Here is an 18,683-nt window from a genome sequence, read left to right as displayed (position 1 = left end):
TTATCGTCCAACGACCACGAACCATAGCCGTCGAAACGCGATCGCTAAGCGATAACGGGTCCGTTTCGGACCTCTCGCGAAATCGGCCTCAGCTCGCGAGGAATGCCTTGAGGTTGCGCGCGGCCTGGCGGATGCGCTGCTCGTTCTCGACCATCGCGATGCGCACGAAGCCTTCGCCGCGCTCGCCATAACCGACACCGGGAGCGACCGCGATCTTGGCTTCCTTCAGCAGCAGCTTGGAGAATTCGAGGCTCCCCATGTCGCGATATTTCTCGGGCAGCGGAGACCAGGCGAACATCGAGGCGGGCGGCGGCGGCACATCCCATCCGGCTCGCGAGAAGCTCTCGACCAGCACGTCGCGCCTTTTGTGATAGATCGCGCGGGTCTCGGCCGCGTAGTCGTCGCCGTGGTTCAGCGCCGCCGCGCTCGCCGCCTGGATCGGGGTGAAGGCGCCGTAATCTAGATAGGATTTCACCCGTGTCAGCGCCGCGATCAGCTGATGGTTGCCGACGGCAAAGCCCATCCGCCAGCCGGCCATCGAATAGGTCTTCGACAGGGTGGTGAATTCCACCGCGACATCCTTTGCGCCTTTGGCCTGCATGATCGAAGGCGTCGGATTCCCGTCGTAATAAAGCTCGGTATAGGCAAGGTCGGAGAGGACCCAGACCCGGTTCTCCTTCGCCCAGTCGACCAGCCGCTGATAGAATGCGGCATCGACCACTTCGGCGGTCGGGTTCGAGGGGTAGTTCACCACCAGCACGGTCGGCCGCGGCACGGTGTGCGAGATCGCATTGTCGAGCGCGCGCCAATATTCGTCGTCCGCCGTGGTCGGCACCGCGCGGATGGTCGCGCCGGCGATCAGGAAGCCGAAGGTGTGGATCGGATAGGAGGGATCGGGCGCCAGCACCACGTCGCCAGGCGCGGTGATCGCAGTGGCGAGGCTGCCGAGCCCTTCCTTCGAGCCGAGTGTCACCACGATCTCGGTCTCGGGATCGAGCTCGACATCGAAACGGCGCTGGTAATAGCCGGCCTGCGCTTTCCTCAGCCCCGGAATGCCGCGCGATTGCGAATAGCCATGCGCCGACGGCTTGCGCGCGACTTCGCACAATTTGTCGATCACGAAATCGGGCGGTGGCCGATCGGGATTGCCCATGCCCAAATCGATCACGTCCTCACCGCCCGCGCGCGCGGCGTGACGCATCGCGTTGACCTCGGCGATCACATAGGGCGGCAGGCGGCGAATGCGGTAGAAATCGTCGTTCATCCCTCCACCCATAATCGAAACTCGCGCCGCCCGGAACGGACTTTGTCGCGACGCACTGTTTCTATAAGAAGCACGGTTGAGGGGGAGAGGAGCGCGTATGTCGGGGAACGATACAAAGGGTAGCAAGGGCGATAGCGGGGACGAGACCGGCTTCGGCAGCGATCCGTTCGGCATGGACGGCTTTGCCAAGCTGATGCAATTCCAGGCCGAGGCCGCGCGCGACATGTTCGGCCAGTTCCTGCCCGGAGCCGGGGCCGAGCCGCCCAAGGTGCCCGACATAAACCACTGGACCGAGCTGGGCGGGCGGGTCAACGCGATGTGGACCGACTTCCTCCGGCACCAGACCGACAAGGCGCGCGATCAGGCCGCAGCGTTCGATCCCGCGCAGTTCGCCACGCTGATGCAGGGGTGGGCGAAGTCTCTGCCGACGGTCGATATGAAAGCCCAGCAGAAAGCCTGGGGCGAAGGCCTGGCGATCTGGGACAGCGTGATGAAGGGCTTCACCGGTCGCGGCGACGAGGCCGGCGAAGCGTCCGAAATGCCGAAGACAGATCGCCGCTTTGCCGATCCGGCATGGCGCGCCCACCCTGCCTATGCGCTGCTTCACCAGATGTACCTGATGCTCAGCGAATACTGGCTCTCTACGGTCGACAGTATCGACGGGCTGGATCGCGAACAGCGCGAGAGCCTGCGCTTCGCGACCCGCGCGATGACCGATGCGATGAGCCCCGATCATTTCCTGATGACCAATCCGGTGGTGCTGGAAAAGACCATGGCGACGGGAGGGGAGAACCTCGTCAAAGGTCTGCGCAATTTGATCGAGGATCTGAAGAAAGGACAGCTGACCCACACCGATCCCGATGCCTTTACCCTGGGCGAGAACATCGCGACCACGCCTGGCAAGGTCATCCACCAGACAGATCTGTACCAGCTGATCCAGTATTCGCCTTCGACCGACAGCGTGCTCGAAGTGCCGCTGGTGATCTTCCCGCCATGGATCAACCGTTTCTATATTCTCGACCTGACCGCGAAGAAGAGCTTCATCAAATGGGCGGTCGACCAGGGGATCACGGTGTTCGTGGTCAGCTGGAAATCGGCCGACGAAAGCATGGCCGACGTGGTGTGGGACGATTACATCCGCGCCCAGATCGAGGCGATCGATCATGTCCGCGAACGGCTCGGCGTGCCGGCCGTCCATACGATAGGCTATTGCGTCGCCGGGACGACGCTGGCCGCGACGCTGGCGATCCTCGCGCGGCGCGGGGAGGCCGACCGGGTCAAGAGCGCGACCTTCTTCACCGCGCAGGTCGATTTCGAGAAATCGGGCGAGCTCAAGAATCTCATCGACGACCAGCAATTGGAAACGGTCGCCAAGCTTTCGCCGCAGGGTTATCTCGATGGGCGCTATCTCGCCGCGACCTTCAACATGCTGCGCGGCAAGGACCTGATCTGGAATTACGTCCTCAACAACTACCTGTTGGGCGAGGACTATCCGGCCTTCGACCTGCTGCACTGGAACGGGGATGTCACCAACCTGCCGGCGAAATGGCACGGCGACTATCTGCGCAATCTCTATCGCGACAACAAGCTGGTGGTGCCCGATGCGCTGCGCGCTGACGGCACCCCGATCGACCTCACCCGGATCGAAACCCCGGTCTACATCCAGGCGGGGCGCGAGGATCATATCGCCCCTGCCGAAAGCGTCTGGCGATTTACCCGTCACCTCAAGGGCGACACGACCTTCCTGCTTGCGGGCTCGGGCCATATCGCCGGGGTGATCAACCATCCCGATGCGGGCAAGTACCAGTACTGGCTTGGCGATAGCGGCGCCGACACGTTCGACGATTATGTCGACGGTGCCGAAGAGCATCCGGGCAGCTGGTGGCCGCACTGGGTTGAATGGCTGCGCGCAATCGACGATGCCGAAGTCAAGCCTGCCGGAAAGCGCCGGCCCGGCGGCAAGGGCGACAAGGCAATCGAGGATGCGCCGGGCAGCTATGTGAAAACACGTTAGGGACCGAAATCTGATGAAACCTGCATTGTTCGCGCTGGTCGCGGGCGCGATCTTGCCTCTTCCCGCTGCGGCGCAGGAGTTTCGCGACAGCCCGTTCCTTGCCTTCGAATGGGAAGGCAAGCTCACCGCCGACGTCACTCTCGCCGATATCGACGGGGACGGCGATCTAGATGTGCTGGCGGCCAATGGGCGTCACTGGGCGCAGCAGGACTGGGCCTATCTCAATCTGGGCAATGGCCGCCTGCTCGAAGCGTGGCCGATCGGCACAGGCCTCGGCGCGAGCTATACGGTGGTCAGCGGCGACTTCGATGGCGATGGCGATCCCGATCTGGCGGTGGTGCGCGATAGTTTGCCCGTACTGGTCTATGCCAATCGCAGCGCGGAGGGCTTCGTCGAAGTCCAGTCGGTGGCCGGCACCGGCGGGGCCGCGCGCGGGGCCGTGATCGCCGATGTCGATGGCGACGGGAACGAGGACATCGTCGTGTTCCGCCGGCGCGGAGCCGATCTGCTGCTTCGTGGAATGGGCGACGGACGCTTCGCCGAAGCCGAGGAGATCGACGGATCCGGCGACGGGACGACCGGGGGTGATGCGGTCGATCTCGACGGCGATGGCGATATCGACCTGGTGCTTGCTTGCCGCGACGATAACGCAACGCAGGTGCTCGAAAACACCGGCGGAGGTCGCTTCACCGTCCATACGCTCGAAGGCAGCACGGGCGATCACCGCAAGGCGCTGGCGCGCGATTTCGATGGCGACGGTATCATCGACATCGTGCTCGGCGGCGCGGACGGATTGATCGAACTGTTCGTGGGTCGTCAGGGCTTGCGCTATTCCGCTCCTGCCACCGTGTTCGCGGGCGAGGGTGCTGTCCAGGCGCTGGCCGTTGCAGACTTCGACGGCAATGATGCGCCGGACCTCGTCATCGGGCGCGAGGGCATCAATGTCCTGCTCTCCGGCGATGGCAAAGGCGGGTTCACGGCCACGGAGTTGCCCGGCGGCGACGGCGACACATACGGCCTCGCGCTCGGCGACATGAATGGCGACGGGAAAACAGATATCGTGGTCGCCAATTCTGAGTCCGAAAACGCAGTCATTCTAGCGCGATAGGTCATTCCTCACCGGTTATTGTGCACTGCACAAAAACCTTGACTCGGGCCGCCTCAACCATTATTGTGCAGTGCAACATAGACGTTCGGAATGTTTCCGGGCGTATGCACTTAATCAGTAAGCGAGGCACCATGGCCGACCACAACACCACTGCCGAAACCCCGATCGCCGACAAGGTGGCCGAGGCCGTTGCGGCCGACGTTCCGGCCCAGGCCAAGGCTGACAAGCCCGCTGCAAGCAAGATCGCCGCCGCCGTAGAAGCGGCGAAGCAGGAGAAGGCAAAACCTGCGAAACGCAAAGCCGCTGCCCGGAAAAAGGCCGCGCCGAAGAAAGCCGTGAAGAAGGCGGCGCCCAAGGCGAAGAAGCCGGCAGCCACCAAATCCAACGAAACATCGAAGAAAACCAAGGAGCCGACAATGGCTACGAAGAAAACCACCACCAAGACCAACGCCGCCGATCAGATGACCGGCAAGGCCAAGGAAATGTTCGCCGACCTGTCGACCCGCGCCCAGGGCGCTTACGACAATGCCCGTGAATATGCCGGCGAAGCCGTCGAATTCTCGAAGGGCAATGTCGAAGCCATGGTCAACAGCGGCAAGATCCTCGGGGAAGGCCTCCAGGGCATGGCCAAGGGCGCCGTCGGCACCGGTCGCGACGCGGTCGAAACGATGACCGCCGACGCGAAGGAATTCGCCGCCGTGCGCAGCCCGAGCGAACTGGTCCAGCTCAACAGCAAGATCGCCTCGCGCAATTTCGACGCCATGGTCGCCCAGACGTCGAAGAACGTCGAAGCGTGGACCAAGCTCGCCACCGACGCATTCGCGCCGATCCAGGATCGCGTTTCGATTGCCGTCGAAAAGGCGCGCAAGGTCGCCTGAACCATTCGTTCGGACCCAAGCCGGTCCGAAACAGGTTAGTGCGGCCCGTCCGGCGACTCCTCTCCCCGCCGGTCACCGCATGAACCGCAGGCCGGGTAGCGCAAGCTGCCCGGCCTGTTTGCGTTCCGGTATGGCTCGGCCGTGACCGCTGCGGTGCCCGTTTGGAAACGCGCAAGGTTTCCCTGCGAAAGTGTCACCACTTGTTTTTCGCCGCTTCGATAAGATATTCTCACCACCGATGATCCAGACCATCCCCCTCTACGCGGCCAGCAAGCCGCCCAAAGGCCCCGATACCGACGACGAAACCGGTATCGCGACCAAGACGCGTGCGAAGCCCAAGCGGCCGAGCCAGTTCAAGGTGCTGCTGCTGAACGACGATTACACGCCGATGGAATTCGTCGTGATGGTGCTCAAGCGGTTCTTCAACATGGATATGGAAGAAGCGACGCGAGTGATGCTGCATGTCCACCAGCGCGGCGTCGGGGTATGCGGCATCTTTCCTTATGAGATCGCCGAAACGAAGGTCAACCAGGTGATGGACGCGGCGCGTGAGAACCAGCATCCGCTCCAGTGCACGCTCGAAAAGGCCTGAGCCACGCATGTGTAGGCGATCGGTTTCGTCTCCCCCTAGTGACGAAGCGCAAATGAGGTTCTAGGGAGACACTCACTCCTCCCTGCTACGGGCTCCCCTTGTTCAATTTCATCCCCGCCCTCGACCGTTATATATTCCGGCTGGTGTTCTGGCCGATGATCGGCGTGTTCGCGCTGGCGGCCTCGCTGCTGACGCTCGACAAGATGCTGCGGCTGTTCGATTTCGTCGCCAGCGAAGGCGGGCCGGTGTCGGTGGTGTTCGAGATGCTGGCGAGCCTGATGCCCGAATATGCCGGACTCGCGATTCCCCTGGGCGTGTTGCTGGGCATCCTGCTCGCTTTCCGCAAGCTGGCGATCAGTTCCGAGCTCGATACGATGCGCGCGGTGGGCCTGTCCTATGGCCGCCTGCTGCGGATGCCCTATGCGATCGCGCTGGCGATGATGGCCGTGAACCTCGTCGTGGTCGGCTGGCTCCAGCCTCTGGCGCGCTACAATTTCGAAGAGCTCGAATACGAATTGAAATCGGGCGCGCTCGGCGCGTCGATCAAGGTCGGCGAGTTCACCACGATCGAGGACAAGACCGCATTGCGCATCGAACGCAGCGAAGAGGACGGACGCCGTCTGCTCGGCGTGTTCGCCCGTGTGCGGAGCGATGAGGGCGATCTCACCATCTCCGCGACCGAGGGGCGCTTCCTCCGGCTCGACGAAAACCCCAACACGATCGTGCTGCGGCTGCGCGATGGGCAGATCATCCAGGAAGTCGAGGGAGGGAGCCCGCGGGTGCTCAACTTCTCGCTCCACGACCTGCCGATCGACCTTCCCGCGCTCGAGCGGTTCCGCGAACGCGGCGGCCGCGAGCTCGAATACGTTCTACCCGAATTGCTCCGGCTCGGCTGGGCCCCGGACACCGACCAGCAGACCCGCGACGAGATTCGCGCCAATTTCAGCTACCGGCTGGTCGAGGTGATCATGATGATCTTCCTTCCGCTGCTGGCACTCGCTTTGGCGATCCCGCCCAAGCGATCGACATCGGCGCTCGGCGTGTTTGTCGCGGTGGTGATGGTGGTCGCCTATCACAAGGTGAACGAATGGGGCGCCGGGGTCGCCGCACTGGGCCGGATCGATCCGTTGCTCGCATTATGGCTCCCATGCGTGCTGTTCGCATTGCTGATCTGGTGGATGTACTGGCGCACCGCCCATGTTCCGGGCGCGCAGGCTATCGACGGGCTCGAAGTGGTGTTCGCCAAGTTCGTCAAATGGCTGAAGTCGAAATTTCGCCGCCGCCGCAAATCGGATGCGATGACGCGCAACGACGCCCGCTTGGCCGAAGGCGACGAGGCTACCCATGCAGTTTGATTTCTTCCCCTCGAAAACGCTGACGATCTATCTCGCGAAGCTTTTCGTGGTCCGCGTCCTCGCCGTGCTGCTGATGCTGGTGCTGGTCCTGCAGGCGCTCGATCTGCTGTCGCAAAGTTCCAAAGTACTCGCCTATGAGGGCAACGGACAGGCCGAGCTGCTGCGCTATATCGGCTATCGCATGCCGCAACTGGTGGCACGTTTCCTGCCCTATTCGGTGCTGCTGGCGACGATCGTCACATTGATGACGCTCAACCAGAACTCGGAAGTGGTGGCGATGAAGGCGGCGGGTCTGTCGGCGCATCAAGTGCTTGCGCCGCTCCTGTTGGCCGCGATGGTCGTCTCGGCGGTGAGCTTTGCTTTCAACGAGCGGATCGTGACCCGTGCCTCTGCCGCGCTGAGCGCGTGGCAGGCGGTGGATTACGGTCCGGTGCCGGAGGAAAGCGGCGTGCGAACCAGCGTCTATTTGCGCGATGGCGACAATATTCTCGCCGCGCGGACACTGTCCGGCGAAGGCGATGCCATGCGGATGGCGGGGGTCGAGTGGTTCCGCCGCGATGCCGAAGGCCGGGTGGTCGAGACGATCTCGGCTCCGCGCGCGACCTACGCTTCGCCCGGATGGCTGTTCGAGGAGCCGCTGCGCTTCGATGTCGCCAGCGCGCAGCAAGTGCCGATCGACCCGGTCCTGATCGCCAAGGGAGTATCGCCCAGGCAGGCCGAGCTCGGCAAGATCGATCCGGAATCGATGTCGATCACCCAATTGGGCGCGGCGATCGACGAACTGTCGGATTCGGGCCGCAGGACCGCTGAACTCGAGAGCAAGTGGTGGCACAAGCTGGCCGGCCCGCTTTCGGCCTTGCTGATGCCGCTGCTGGGCGCGATCGCGGCTTTCGGGCTCGCGCGTTCGGGTCAGCTGTTCATGCGCGCTATCATCGCGATGCTGCTCGGTTTTTCCTACTTCGTGGTCGACAATGCTGCCTTGGCGATGGGCAATTTCGGAGCTTATCCGCCCTTCGTTGCGGCATGGGCCCCGTTTCTGCTGTTCCTCCTGATCGGCGAGACCGTACTCGTCCGCACCGAAGAGTGACCGACTGGGCGCTCCGCTTGGCGCGTCCCGGCGATGCGGCTGCCTTTCCCGATGTCGAACGCAGCGCAGCCCGCGCCTTCGCGACGGTGGAGGGGCTCGAAAGCCTGGTCGATGCCTGGCCGATGCCCGAAGAACGGCATCGCCTGCTGATCGCCAAGGGGCACTGCCTCACGGCGCTGGTCGACGAAGAGGTCGCGGGGTTCCTCGCCGGCGAACGGTTCGGGCGGGCCTTGCACATCTGGGAGATGTCGGTCGCCGACCCATTCCAGCGGCGCGGTATCGGAGCGGGACTGGTGCGAGCCTCGACCATCGATGCTGCGAATGTCGGCTGCCAGAGCGTCACCCTGACGACTTTTGCCGATGTGGCTTGGAATGCGCCGTTCTACAAGCGGTTGGGGTTCGAGCCGATCGATGACCTTGCTACGTGGCCGCGGCTCGCCGGGCTGCTCGCGGACGAGCGCGCCAGTTTCGGCGCGGTCCATGAACGGGTGGCGATGGTTCGCTTTTCAGGCCCCTAGGAAGCGCTGCGAATTCAGGGCCGCGGGCGCATGGTCGAGCGCGAGAGGCGAACGACCAGCGGACGCAGTCCGGGATAGTTCGCACCGTGATAGCTCGAATCCACCTCGAGACCTTCCTTCAACCGACGATGGGCCTCTCCCAGCGAATGATAGGGCATCGATGGCATCAGGTGGTGCAGCGCGTGATAGCGCAGGCCGACCGGCGCCCACAGCACCGCGAGCGGAGAAGGCGGCGGAACGTTGACCGAATCGAGATATTGCGCGGTCACTGTCATCGCTTCGCCATCGTTCTCCCACAGATGCGCAACCAGCGTGCGTATCTGGTTGGCCAGAGCGACGGCCGAAAACACCCCGAGCGCGACCAGCAGCGGCTTCCAGCCCAGCCAGAACGGGCTCGCAAGGACGAACCACGACCACAGCGTGCCGCCGATTTCCTGTTTGAGGACGCGTGGCTTGAGATCGCCTTCGGGCGGGCGGCGGCGAAAATCGGGATTGATCGAAAGCGCGGAAAAGCGCTGCCACACGATCTGGCGCAGCGGCGGGAAAATCACGCTCAGCGGGTTGAGCACCGCATAGCGGAACAGCAGCGCAACGGGGGCCAGCAACGCGACCAGCACGAAGACGGGCAGCGACCACCAGTTCATCAGCGCCAGCGGCAGGTATTCCGGATCCTCGATCGTCCCGTACTGCGTGCGCTTGTGGTGCAGCGTGTGGACGCCTTCATACATGAAGGACGGAGTCAGCAGCGGCACGCCGATCAGCCAGTTCCAGGCGGTGCGGAAGCCCGGCAGGGCGTTGCGATGGAGGTGGCTGATTTCATGGATGAACATCAGCGCACGGTAGATCGCCAGCATCGAGACTATGCCGAATGCGATGGCCGCCCAGAGATTATCGACCAGGATCGCACCGGCCAGCGCGGCATAGCCCACTGCGACCGAGGCCAGCATGTCCGGCCAATAGATGCGCGGATTGGCCGTGCCGAGGTCCTTGGTGATCGCCATGGCCGCGCGCAGCATCGGTTTGTCGTCGGCGATCCGTTCGCGGACCGGCGCGGCATCGCGCGGCAAGGTGCCTCGAGCGGCAAGGGGGGTGGTGGGTTCGCTGGCCATGTGCAGATCCGTCAATTGCGTGGGTGCGCCGTTCGCGCTCGCTTGACAAGCGAGCCTTCGCATCAGCAGGGCTAACCCAGGCTGAACGAGAGGGCTCGAATGAGCGACCAGATAAGGATCGAAGCGGTTTCGGGCAAGCGCGAGCTCTCCGCATTTATCGATTGTGCCTATCGGCTGAATGCATCTGACCCGAACTGGATCGCGCCGTTGCGCAGCGAGATGGTCGAGTTGCTGACGCCGGGCAAGAACCCGTTTTTCGAGCATGCGCGGGTGCAATTGTTCCTCGCACGCCGGGGCGGCGAAGTGGTCGGCAGGATATCGGCGCATATCGACGAGTTGGCGCTGGGGCAGCCTCCGGAGCAGGGCATGGGGCCGGGTACCGGCAATTGGGGGCTGTTCGAAGCGGTCGACGAGACGGTCGGCGCAGCTCTCATCACGCGTGCGGAGGAGTGGCTTCGCGAGCAGGGCATGACGCGCATTCTCGCCCCGATCTCGATGTCGGTGTGGGAAGAGCCAGGCCTGCTGGTCAAGGGGAACGACCATCCCCCGACGGTAATGATGGGGCATGACGATGTGCGTTACCAAGGCTGGATCGAAGCGCTCGGGTATGGTCGCGCGAAGTCGCTGCTGACCTATGAGCTCGACATCACACAGAAATTCCCGCTCTTGCTCCAGCGCATCATCGCCAGTGGCGAGCGCAACGAAAAGATCGTGATCCGCAAGGTCGACAAGTCGCAGTTCGAGCGTGACGCGCGGATCATCATGCACATCCTCAACGATGCCTGGTCGGACAATTGGGGATTCGTGCCCTTCACCGAGAAGGAGATTGCCTACACCGGCAAGAAGCTGAAACCACTGGTGTTCGCGGATCTGATCATGATCGCTGAGCTCGAAGGCGAGCCGGTGGCGTTCATGATGACCCTGCCCGATGCCAATGAAGTGATCGGCGGCCTCGACGGATCGCTGCTTCCCTTCGGTTGGCTCAAGATGTTGCGCTGGCTTCGCAAGCCTCGGGTCAAGACGATGCGGGTGCCGCTGATGGGCGTGCTCAAGAAGCTGCAGAGCTCGCGGATGGCGAGCCAGCTCGCTTTCATGATGATCGAATATATCCGCCGCGCATCGGTCAGCGAATACGGAGCCACTCGCGGTGAGATTGGCTGGATCCTCGAGGACAACAAGGGGATGATCGCGATCGCCGAAGCGATCGAGAGCCGGGTAAATCGCGAATACGTGATCTACGACAAGGCACTTTAGCAGCTTCGTTGCGGGAACGAAGCCGCGCGACCCGGCGTTCGGAAACAAAGCGGTATGGGGCCGCTGAAGGTTCGGGATTCGCGCTGCTCATGGGAAAGCCTGCTGCTTCGGGAAAAACTGCACGACTGGGTTCGATCCTGGTGGTGGAGGATGATCCCGTGCTCGCTTTGAACCTCGAAGCGGTGCTCAAGGATCGCGGTGCCAAGCAGGTCATGATCTGCCAGACCACCCAGCAAGCGCTCGAGGCGCTCGACGAGGCCTCGTTCGACGCGATCGTTCTCGATGTCCATCTGGCCGATCGCAGCGATGGATGGACCGTGGCCGAACTGGTCTGCGAACTCGGGCCGCGCCCGCCCGCTTTCATTTTCGCGACCGGCGCGCCCGATGCGATCCCCGATGAAGTCGCAGAACTCGGCATCGTGTTGGAAAAACCCTATGAGCCGCACGCCTTGGTCGACGAGATCGAGCGGCAGCGCAATTCGGGCGGCGTCCTCTCGCGCCTGCGCGATATTATCGCGCGGCGTTAGAAATCGACCGCACAGGTCACTCAAATGCATTATCGAAGCTTGAGCAGCACGCTGTGCTGATTGGCGCGCCAATACCGGCGTTGTCTGATCTAGAGTTCGGGAAAGACCGCAGGACGGAAAAAAAGGCCTCCATTCTCTTGGAATGGAGGCCTTTCGGGATCGTATCACCAGCCGCTTGGACGGGAGGGGGGTCTCGGCGGTGACATGAGGATAATGAGCGAACGCGAGAGGGGTTCCCGGCGGGCCCGAATTTTCGCGGAAAAATGAATTAAGTGCCTTTAGTCAAGCGCTTACAGGTAGGGGCGAGGCGCCCCGTTTAGTCCGTCGAACTTGGCGTAGTCGCAGGCGGCATCCATATCCTCGATGATGATCGTGTCGCTGTCCCAGTGCAGCAGGTTCGATTGTCGCAGCGCCTGCATGGTGCGGTTGGTGTGGACCAACGACAGGCCGAGCATATCGGCGATCTGCCTTTGCGTGATCGGGATCGACAGCCGCGCTTCTCCATTGTCTTGCGCGAGGCCTGTCTGGATGCCGCGCTGGACGAGATAGACCGCAAGATAGGCGACGCGTTCATGCGCGTTGCGTTTGCCCAACGCCACGAGATGGCTTTCGAGCGCGGATTCTTCTTTTGCTGCAAGCCAGATCACGTCGTAGGCGAAATGCGGCTGCCGGGCGATCAGATCGCTGAACTTGTCACGCTGGAACACGCAGAGGGTAGCATCGGTCAGCGCCTCGACCGAATGCTCCATATTCTGGTCGATTGCCGCCTGGAGACCGACGAGGTCGCCGGGGAACATGAAATTGACGATCTGGCGACTGCCATCCTCCAGCTTCACCTGCCGCAGCAGAACACCATCGAGCACGGTGTAGATATGGGGGCTTGGCGCACCCTGGTTGAGGAGGGCGGCATTGCGGCTGAGCTGGAGCTCGCCTTCCTTGAATTCCTGCAGGATGGCGACGCGATCCGGATCATGGGGGCGCAATCCCTCGCATGTTTCGAGCGGACACGCATTGCAGGGGACCCAACGCGATCGGTCGGACTTGATCGTATGCACGCTGTTAGCTTCCCCCTGCTTTGCAACGACCGAAGCCAACCGCTATTGATCCGTCAAGGAAAAATGGCTCCGGATTTCCGCGTTGGCGCAAGGGCTTTCCACAAAGTGCGCTAATCGCTACGCGGCGGGAACGCCCGTGCGCGAGGCGCGTTCAACGGGCGGACAACACATGCCCGGGAAGGGACTATACGAATATGACGATTGGCGAAGAAATTGCCGCCCACCTGCCGTACCTGCGCCGCTACGCCCGCGCACTGACCGGATCGCAAGCGACCGGCGATGCGTTCGTTCGCGCGACGCTCGAAGCGGCGCTGTCGGACGACGATTTGCGGGATTCGCTGCAGGGGGGCCGGGTGCCGCTTTATCGCGCATTCAACAAGGTTTGGGCGAGCGCCTATATCGACGATCGCGATGAAAGCGCGTCGGATGCGGATACCCGCGAAGGCGCGGTTCAATCGAGCCTAGCTGCGGCCACGCCGGTTAGCCGACAGGCCCTGCTGCTCACCACGCTGGAGGATTTCTCCGACGAGGAAGCGGCCGAGATCATGGACATGGACGAAGCCGATGTCCGCCGACTGGTGCAGGAAGCGATCGACGAAATCGATCGCGAAAGCGCGACCAGCGTGCTCATCATCGAAGACGAGCCGCTGATCTCGATGCAGCTCGAAGATCTGGTGAAGAACCTCGGTCACGATGTTTGCGGCACCGCCGCGACGCGCACCCAGGCACAGGAAGTCGTCGCCGAAAAGCGTCCCGGCCTCGTTCTGGCCGATATCCAGCTGGCCGATGGCAGTTCGGGTCTCGACGCGGTCGACGATATCCTCGCGCTGGGCGATGTTCCGGTGATCTTCATTACCGCCTATCCCGAGCGCCTGCTCACCGGCGACCGGCCCGAGCCGACCTATCTGGTGACCAAGCCGTTCAAGGAATCGACCGTGCGCGCGGCGATCAGCCAGGCGCTGTTCTTCAACGACAACGACGACGACTAAGCGCCAAGCGAAAACGCCTCACGGAGATTGGAAATTGGAAAAGGGTCGGTGCACTGCGGTGTACCGACCCTTTCTATTGCATGGGTCGCGCTGGAGTTACTTGCCTTCGGCAGCAGGCGGCGCTGCGGGAGTGCGCGGGGCGCGCAGTCCGAACTCGGCCGGTGTGCGGACCGGCACGGTAAGCGTACATTCGACACCCTCTGGCTCGAACCGCAAATCGACAGGGTTGCGCAATTCATGTGCGACGATCTTGCTTATTAGCTGGGTGCCGAACCCGCGCGCGCGGGCTTCGTCCTGCGGGACGGCAGGGCCGCCGCATTCGCGCCAGTGTACCCGGACCAGATTCTTTGCAACCAGCTCCCACGTAACGTCCAGCTCTCCATCGGGGACGCTGAGCGAACCGTATTTGGACGCATTGGTCGCCAATTCATGGACTGCAAGACCGAGCGAGAGTGCATCGTTGGGCGCGAGTTCGACTTCGGGGCCGTCGAGCCTCAGCTGTCCGCCCTTTTCCTGTCGGTAGGGCGCGATCTCGGCGGCGATCACCGCGCCGACGGGGGTGGTTCCCCAGTCGGATTGGGTCAGCAAATCATGGGTCGCCGAAAGCGCGCGGATCCGTCCGCCGAGGCTCTCGGCAAATTCGTCGATGTCTTCGGCCCGGCGGCGGGTGAGGGAAATGATCGACAGCACATTGGCCAGGGTATTCTTGACCCGGTGGTTCAATTCGCGGGTGAGCGTGTCGCGAATCGCGTTCTGCTCTTCGAGCCAGGTCAATGCTTCGCTGTCTTCGGTCGCCTGCGCCGTCAGGAGGCGCGCGATCGCAACGATCAGGATCGATGCCAGCAGCCCGAATAGCAGCGTCGCTAGCGAGAGGTTGGACAGAGCCCGCGTCGCGGGAGTCGAAATGTGCAGACGCCATTCTCGCGCTGCCACGAACAGCGTTTCGCTGGTGATCTCGAGATCGGCTTCCATGTCGACCGCGCCGGCGCGCGCCAGCAACTCCGGCTGCGGACCGCTTTCGTCACTCAGTTCGACCGATACCCCGTCAAGCGCTTCGCTTTCCAGCGCATCTTCAAGGAAGCCGCGTGCCTCGAACGGGCTGAACACATAGCCGGTCAGCTGGCGGTAGCCGAACTCGCTATCATAGACCGGCATCACCAGCATGAAGCCGGGGCGCGCGTCCCCATCGGGAGTGTTGCCGAGATTGATCGGGCCGCTGGCGGTCGTGCGGCCGGTTTTCTCTGCACTTTCGAGCGCCGCGGAGATCTGGGCGTCGGAAGAAATGTCGTAACCGACGAGATTGCGGTTGGAGAGCGTGGGCGGATTGATGAAGCGCACCGGCACGATATAGCCGTCGGCGTCGTCGCGCGGACGCTCGACCATGAAATCGGAGCGCCCACCATCGCGCACGGCATCCTGAAACGCCTCGATATCGTTGATTGCCACCCGCGGTGCCCAGCCGATACCCACGACGCCGCGATAGCGCGCATCTTCGCGCATCTCGGTGAAGAATTCTTCGAACCCCTGCGCCTCGAGCTCGTCTTCGGCGCCGACATAGGCGGCGCCTGCCCGCAGGTAGGCGACAGCGGTGAGCGATTGCGCTTCGAGCGCCGCGCCGAGCGCCTCTGCGGTCTGCTCGAGTTGCGCGCGATCGCGCTCCTTTTCGCTTTTCTCGATCGCGAAAACCGACATCAGCGATACAGCCAGAATGACGAGAAAAATCCCGATTGGGGCCGCGCGCGGAAAGCGCACATACCATCTCGCGGCGCGTCGCCCAGGCTTTATGAAAGGATTGCTCGCCGCCATCGATTGTTGTTTCTTGTATCCCGAATAGCCGACGCGCCTCCGTTTGGCGCACAGTTAACGTGTGGTTCGGGAACCGCGAAGCTTGCTTTTCGTTCCTCAAGTCACCAGTTAGGCGCCAAGAAAAGCGCCGCGCTGGCGAGTGAATTGGGATAGGCGCGCACTAGCGCCAAGGGAACAGGACGGACCACGCCGGATATGGCATCCAAGGATACCAAGCCTTCAGGCAAGTCGCACGACGATAAAGCGGGCGACGACAAAAAGGCGCGCGATGAGCAAAGCGGGCCCGAGTGGGCGCGCGGTCTGCGCGATCTTTACGACGACGTGGTCGAGGAACCATTGCCCTCCAGCTTCCATGATCTGCTCGCTAGGTTGGACGAACCCAAGAAATGAGCGAGCGTACCGCACAAGACGCCGCGGACTTCAAACGCGAACTGACCGAAGTCATCCCGCATCTGCGTGCGTTTGCACGCGGCCTTTGCGGACGGCCCGACATGGCCGACGATCTCGTGCAGGAAGCGCTGATGAAAGCCTGGGCGGCCCAGGAACGGTTCGAGCCGGGCACATCGATGCGGGCGTGGACCTTCGTGATCCTGCGCAATGCTTATCTCACCGACATGCGGCGCAATCGTTTTCGCGGCGATTACGACGACAAAGTCGCCGAACGTATTCTGACCGCCCCGGCCGGACAGGAAGACCCGCTGCACCTTTCGGACATGCATCGCGCGCTGCTGACCCTGCCGCCCGAACGGCGCGAGGCGCTGTTGCTGGTGGGCGCAGGTGGCTTTTCCTACGAGGAAGCGGCTGAAATCTGCGGATGCGCGATCGGCACGATCAAAAGCCGTGTGGGCCGTGCCCGCGCCGCGCTCAATTCGATGCTCGCCGATGGCGATATTCCCAATCGATCGATCGATGATGCCGGCGCACACCGCGCGATCCTCGAAGAGCTTGACGATGTCGCCGCCGGCGACGGCGTAACCGGCCGCAACTAGGCTATTGGACCGCGGTTAAGGTTCCGGCTTGCAAGCGGAACCCGCGCCGCGCATTGGTGGCGTTGGGCGTAACACGGAGGCGATCGCCAGATGGCCGGAGAGACGGTGAAACCGGGGAGCAGAGAAGAGGGCACACCCTCGGGCCAGCAACCCGCGTCCGCGTCTCCGACGAACCCTGCGCCTTCACCCACACGCCGCCTACTCGCCGAACAGGAATTGCGCCTGATCTCGACGCTGGTCGTGATGCTGGGCGTCGGGCTGTTTCTCGCCCTGCCATTCGTGCTGTCGATCGGCTCGGTGGTGTTCCTGCCGATCACGACGGCCTTAATCCTGACGATCATCCTTTCCCCGCTGGCCGACAAGTTCGGCGAGTGGGGTGTGCCCAACGTGCTGTCCTCGCTCCTCTCGATCACGCTGTTTCTTGCGCTCCTTGTCGCCGCGCTGCTGACCGTGCTGCAACCCGCGCTCGACCTGATCGACCAATTGCCCGCTTTCCTCGCGCGGATCGGCGAGCGCATCATGCAATTGCGTGGCGCTTTCGCCTGGATCGCCGATGCCGCGGCACAAATGGAACGCGTGCTCGGCAGCCCCAACGATCGCGAAGTGGTGGTCGCGTCGCCATCGCTGATCCAGCAACTCGCGCTCGCCACGCCTAGCGTGCTGGTCGAGACGCTCGTCACCTTCCTGATGGCGTTTTTCATGATCGAGGCGCGCGGGCGCTGGCGGCGGCAATTGCTGCTGGGCCGCACCGATTACGGCGCCAGCCTCAAGGCGGCGCGCGTGCTGCGCGACGTGCAGGATCGGGTGGCCCAGTATTTCGCGACTGTCGCTACGATCAATTTCGTCATTGGAGTGATCGTGTCGATCGGCGCCTGGAGTTTCGGCATGACGGCCCCGCTGATGTGGGGCGGGCTCGCCGGGCTGCTCAATTTCCTGCCCTATCTCGGGCCGATGGCGATGACGGTGTTCCTGACGCTTTATGGCCTGTCGAGCGACGGCAATGTCGCGGTCGCGCTGATCCCGGCTTTTGCCTATATCGGCCTGCACACGATCGAGGCCAATGTGGTGACACCCTCGGTGCTTGGCGTGCGCTTCACGATCAACCCGGTCGTGATCCTGATCGCGATCAGCTATTTCGCCTGGATCTGGGGCGTGGTCGGCGCGCTGCTGTCGGTGCCGATCGTCATCACGCTCAAGGCCTTGTTCCAGCATATCGGCAAGCCCAACCTGCTGGGCTTCGCTTTCGGCGAGACGCTGTTTCCGCAAGCGGCCGAGCGCGTCGATCCCGCATAGAAAACGGCGCGCCGTCCGGTGGGACGACGCGCCGCTTGAAGTTCGGTTGGGTGATCAGCCGGGGTAGGGCCAGGTTTCGCCGCGGGTCAAATTGCCGGCCGCGAATTCCCAGTTGAGGTGGTTGTCGACCACCGCGTCGAGGTAGCTCGGGCGCGCGTTCTGGTGGTCGAGATAATAGGCGTGCTCCCACAGATCGATAACGAGCAGCGGGTTGCCGCCCTGATCGGCCACTGTGTCGGCATCGTGGCTGTCGACCACTTCGAGCTTGCCGCCCTTTTCGACCAGCCAGACCCAGCCGCTGGCGAAATGGCCGGCGCCCTTTTCCTTGAGCTTCTTCTTGAGCGCATCGAGCGAACCGAAGGCTTCATCGATCTTGGTGGCGAGATCGCCGGTAGGATCGCTGCTCTCGGGCGTCAGCGAGTGCCAGTAGAAGCCGTGGTTCCAGGCCTGGGCCGAGTTGTTGAACAGCCCCTGGTCGCTGCCACGCGCTGCGGCGACGATCTCGATCAGCGACTTGTCGGCGTGATCGGTGCCTTCGATCGCGGCGTTGGTCTTGTCGACATAAGCCTTGTGGTGCTTGCCATGGTGATAGGAAAAGGTTTCGGCCGAGATGGCGGGGGCGAGCGCGTCGTCGGCGAAGGGAAGGGGGATAAGGTCGAAAGCCATGAGATCTCCGTCTCTTTACTGGTGTTGATCGCGGGATATTCCGTTTGCGACGGGCGCGATCGCGCTCGCCACTCATGTCCCCAACGCATGAAGCGCGCGAGGGTTGCAAGATGAATCCACCAGACGGGTGACATCCATGGCAAAACCGCGCATGGGACGCGGCATGCGGGTTTGCGCAG

18 protein-coding genes are annotated in these 18,683 nt (G+C 62.9%); 13 read left to right on the top strand and 5 right to left on the bottom strand.

What is annotated here, in order from left to right; translation table 11 throughout:
- Nucleotides 1–88: 88 nt before the first annotated feature.
- Nucleotides 89–1,264 carry an LL-diaminopimelate aminotransferase gene (locus GRI68_RS10080; protein WP_160617126.1) on the bottom strand — a complete coding sequence of 392 codons (1,176 nt, stop codon included), beginning with the start codon at nucleotides 1,262–1,264 and terminating at the stop codon, nucleotides 89–91.
- 172 nt (nucleotides 1,265–1,436) lie between these two features.
- On the opposite strand from GRI68_RS10080, the gene GRI68_RS10075 reads away from it, so the two are divergent.
- The 7 genes from GRI68_RS10075 (at nucleotide 1,437) to GRI68_RS10045 (ending at nucleotide 8,816) form a co-directional block, all read left to right on the top strand.
- Nucleotides 1,437–3,278, top strand: a complete 1,842-nt coding sequence (locus GRI68_RS10075; RefSeq protein WP_160617941.1) for a PHA/PHB synthase family protein — start codon at nucleotides 1,437–1,439, stop codon at nucleotides 3,276–3,278.
- Nucleotides 3,279–3,291: 13 nt separating this feature from the next.
- Nucleotides 3,292–4,386, top strand: coding sequence for an FG-GAP repeat domain-containing protein (locus GRI68_RS10070; protein WP_160617125.1), 1,095 nt, complete (start codon nucleotides 3,292–3,294; stop codon nucleotides 4,384–4,386).
- A 131-nt stretch (nucleotides 4,387–4,517) separates the two neighbouring features.
- Nucleotides 4,518–5,264: a phasin family protein gene (locus tag GRI68_RS10065; protein WP_160617124.1), complete on the top strand. Its 747-nt coding sequence runs from the start codon at nucleotides 4,518–4,520 to the stop codon at nucleotides 5,262–5,264.
- A gap of 238 nt (nucleotides 5,265–5,502) precedes the next feature.
- Complete coding sequence (clpS, locus tag GRI68_RS10060; RefSeq protein ID WP_160617123.1) at nucleotides 5,503–5,856, top strand: ATP-dependent Clp protease adapter ClpS; 354 nt, start codon at nucleotides 5,503–5,505, stop codon at nucleotides 5,854–5,856.
- Nucleotides 5,857–5,954: 98 nt separating this feature from the next.
- Nucleotides 5,955–7,211, top strand: a complete 1,257-nt coding sequence (locus tag GRI68_RS10055) for an LptF/LptG family permease (protein WP_160617122.1) — start codon at nucleotides 5,955–5,957, stop codon at nucleotides 7,209–7,211.
- Nucleotides 7,201–8,298 carry an LPS export ABC transporter permease LptG gene (gene lptG / locus GRI68_RS10050; protein ID WP_160617121.1) on the top strand — a complete coding sequence of 366 codons (1,098 nt, stop codon included), beginning with the start codon at nucleotides 7,201–7,203 and terminating at the stop codon, nucleotides 8,296–8,298. The genes GRI68_RS10055 and lptG overlap by 11 nt, the downstream gene beginning before the upstream one ends.
- Nucleotides 8,295–8,816: a GNAT family N-acetyltransferase gene (locus GRI68_RS10045; RefSeq protein ID WP_325063796.1), complete on the top strand. Its 522-nt coding sequence runs from the start codon at nucleotides 8,295–8,297 to the stop codon at nucleotides 8,814–8,816. The genes lptG and GRI68_RS10045 overlap by 4 nt, the downstream gene beginning before the upstream one ends.
- 14 nt (nucleotides 8,817–8,830) lie before the next feature.
- On the opposite strand, the gene GRI68_RS10040 is transcribed toward GRI68_RS10045, so the two are convergent.
- Complete coding sequence (locus GRI68_RS10040) at nucleotides 8,831–9,925, bottom strand: fatty acid desaturase family protein (protein ID WP_160617119.1); 1,095 nt, start codon at nucleotides 9,923–9,925, stop codon at nucleotides 8,831–8,833.
- A gap of 99 nt (nucleotides 9,926–10,024) precedes the next feature.
- On the opposite strand from GRI68_RS10040, the gene GRI68_RS10035 reads away from it, so the two are divergent.
- Both GRI68_RS10035 and GRI68_RS10030 read left to right on the top strand, forming a co-directional pair.
- A complete protein-coding gene (locus tag GRI68_RS10035; RefSeq protein ID WP_160617118.1) occupies nucleotides 10,025–11,179 on the top strand; it encodes a GNAT family protein in 1,155 nt (384 codons plus the stop codon).
- Nucleotides 11,180–11,268: 89 nt separating this feature from the next.
- A complete protein-coding gene (locus tag GRI68_RS10030; RefSeq protein ID WP_160617117.1) occupies nucleotides 11,269–11,706 on the top strand; it encodes a response regulator in 438 nt (145 codons plus the stop codon).
- Nucleotides 11,707–11,996: 290 nt separating this feature from the next.
- Here GRI68_RS10030 and GRI68_RS10025 read toward each other — a convergent pair whose 3' ends face one another.
- Nucleotides 11,997–12,689, bottom strand: coding sequence for a Crp/Fnr family transcriptional regulator (locus tag GRI68_RS10025; RefSeq protein ID WP_160617116.1), 693 nt, complete (start codon nucleotides 12,687–12,689; stop codon nucleotides 11,997–11,999).
- Between the two features lie 266 nt (nucleotides 12,690–12,955).
- On the opposite strand from GRI68_RS10025, the gene GRI68_RS10020 reads away from it, so the two are divergent.
- On the top strand, nucleotides 12,956–13,750 hold the full coding sequence (locus tag GRI68_RS10020; RefSeq protein ID WP_160617115.1) for a response regulator: 795 nt from the start codon (nucleotides 12,956–12,958) through the stop codon (nucleotides 13,748–13,750).
- A 96-nt stretch (nucleotides 13,751–13,846) separates the two neighbouring features.
- On the opposite strand, the gene GRI68_RS10015 is transcribed toward GRI68_RS10020, so the two are convergent.
- Nucleotides 13,847–15,442: a CHASE domain-containing protein gene (locus tag GRI68_RS10015; RefSeq protein WP_234028772.1), complete on the bottom strand. Its 1,596-nt coding sequence runs from the start codon at nucleotides 15,440–15,442 to the stop codon at nucleotides 13,847–13,849.
- 309 nt (nucleotides 15,443–15,751) lie between these two features.
- On the opposite strand from GRI68_RS10015, the gene GRI68_RS10010 reads away from it, so the two are divergent.
- The 3 genes from GRI68_RS10010 to GRI68_RS10000 all read left to right on the top strand — a co-directional run bounded on the left by GRI68_RS10010 (nucleotide 15,752) and on the right by GRI68_RS10000 (nucleotide 17,838).
- Complete coding sequence (locus GRI68_RS10010) at nucleotides 15,752–15,946, top strand: NepR family anti-sigma factor (RefSeq protein ID WP_160617113.1); 195 nt, start codon at nucleotides 15,752–15,754, stop codon at nucleotides 15,944–15,946.
- Nucleotides 15,943–16,545, top strand: a complete 603-nt coding sequence (locus GRI68_RS10005; RefSeq protein ID WP_160617112.1) for a sigma-70 family RNA polymerase sigma factor — start codon at nucleotides 15,943–15,945, stop codon at nucleotides 16,543–16,545. The genes GRI68_RS10010 and GRI68_RS10005 overlap by 4 nt, the downstream gene beginning before the upstream one ends.
- Nucleotides 16,546–16,635: 90 nt before the next feature.
- Complete coding sequence (locus tag GRI68_RS10000; protein WP_160617111.1) at nucleotides 16,636–17,838, top strand: AI-2E family transporter; 1,203 nt, start codon at nucleotides 16,636–16,638, stop codon at nucleotides 17,836–17,838.
- A gap of 54 nt (nucleotides 17,839–17,892) precedes the next feature.
- Here the strand turns inward: GRI68_RS10000 and GRI68_RS09995 are convergent, their stop codons facing one another.
- Nucleotides 17,893–18,504 carry a superoxide dismutase gene (locus tag GRI68_RS09995; protein WP_160617110.1) on the bottom strand — a complete coding sequence of 204 codons (612 nt, stop codon included), beginning with the start codon at nucleotides 18,502–18,504 and terminating at the stop codon, nucleotides 17,893–17,895.
- Between the last annotated feature and the right edge of the window lie 179 nt (nucleotides 18,505–18,683).

This window comes from Alteriqipengyuania halimionae, from assembly GCF_009827575.1.
Lineage (GTDB): Bacteria > Pseudomonadota > Alphaproteobacteria > Sphingomonadales > Sphingomonadaceae > Alteriqipengyuania_A > Alteriqipengyuania_A halimionae.
Note: the sequence above shows the minus strand (reverse complement) of the source record. Positions and strands in the feature narration are given on the sequence as shown.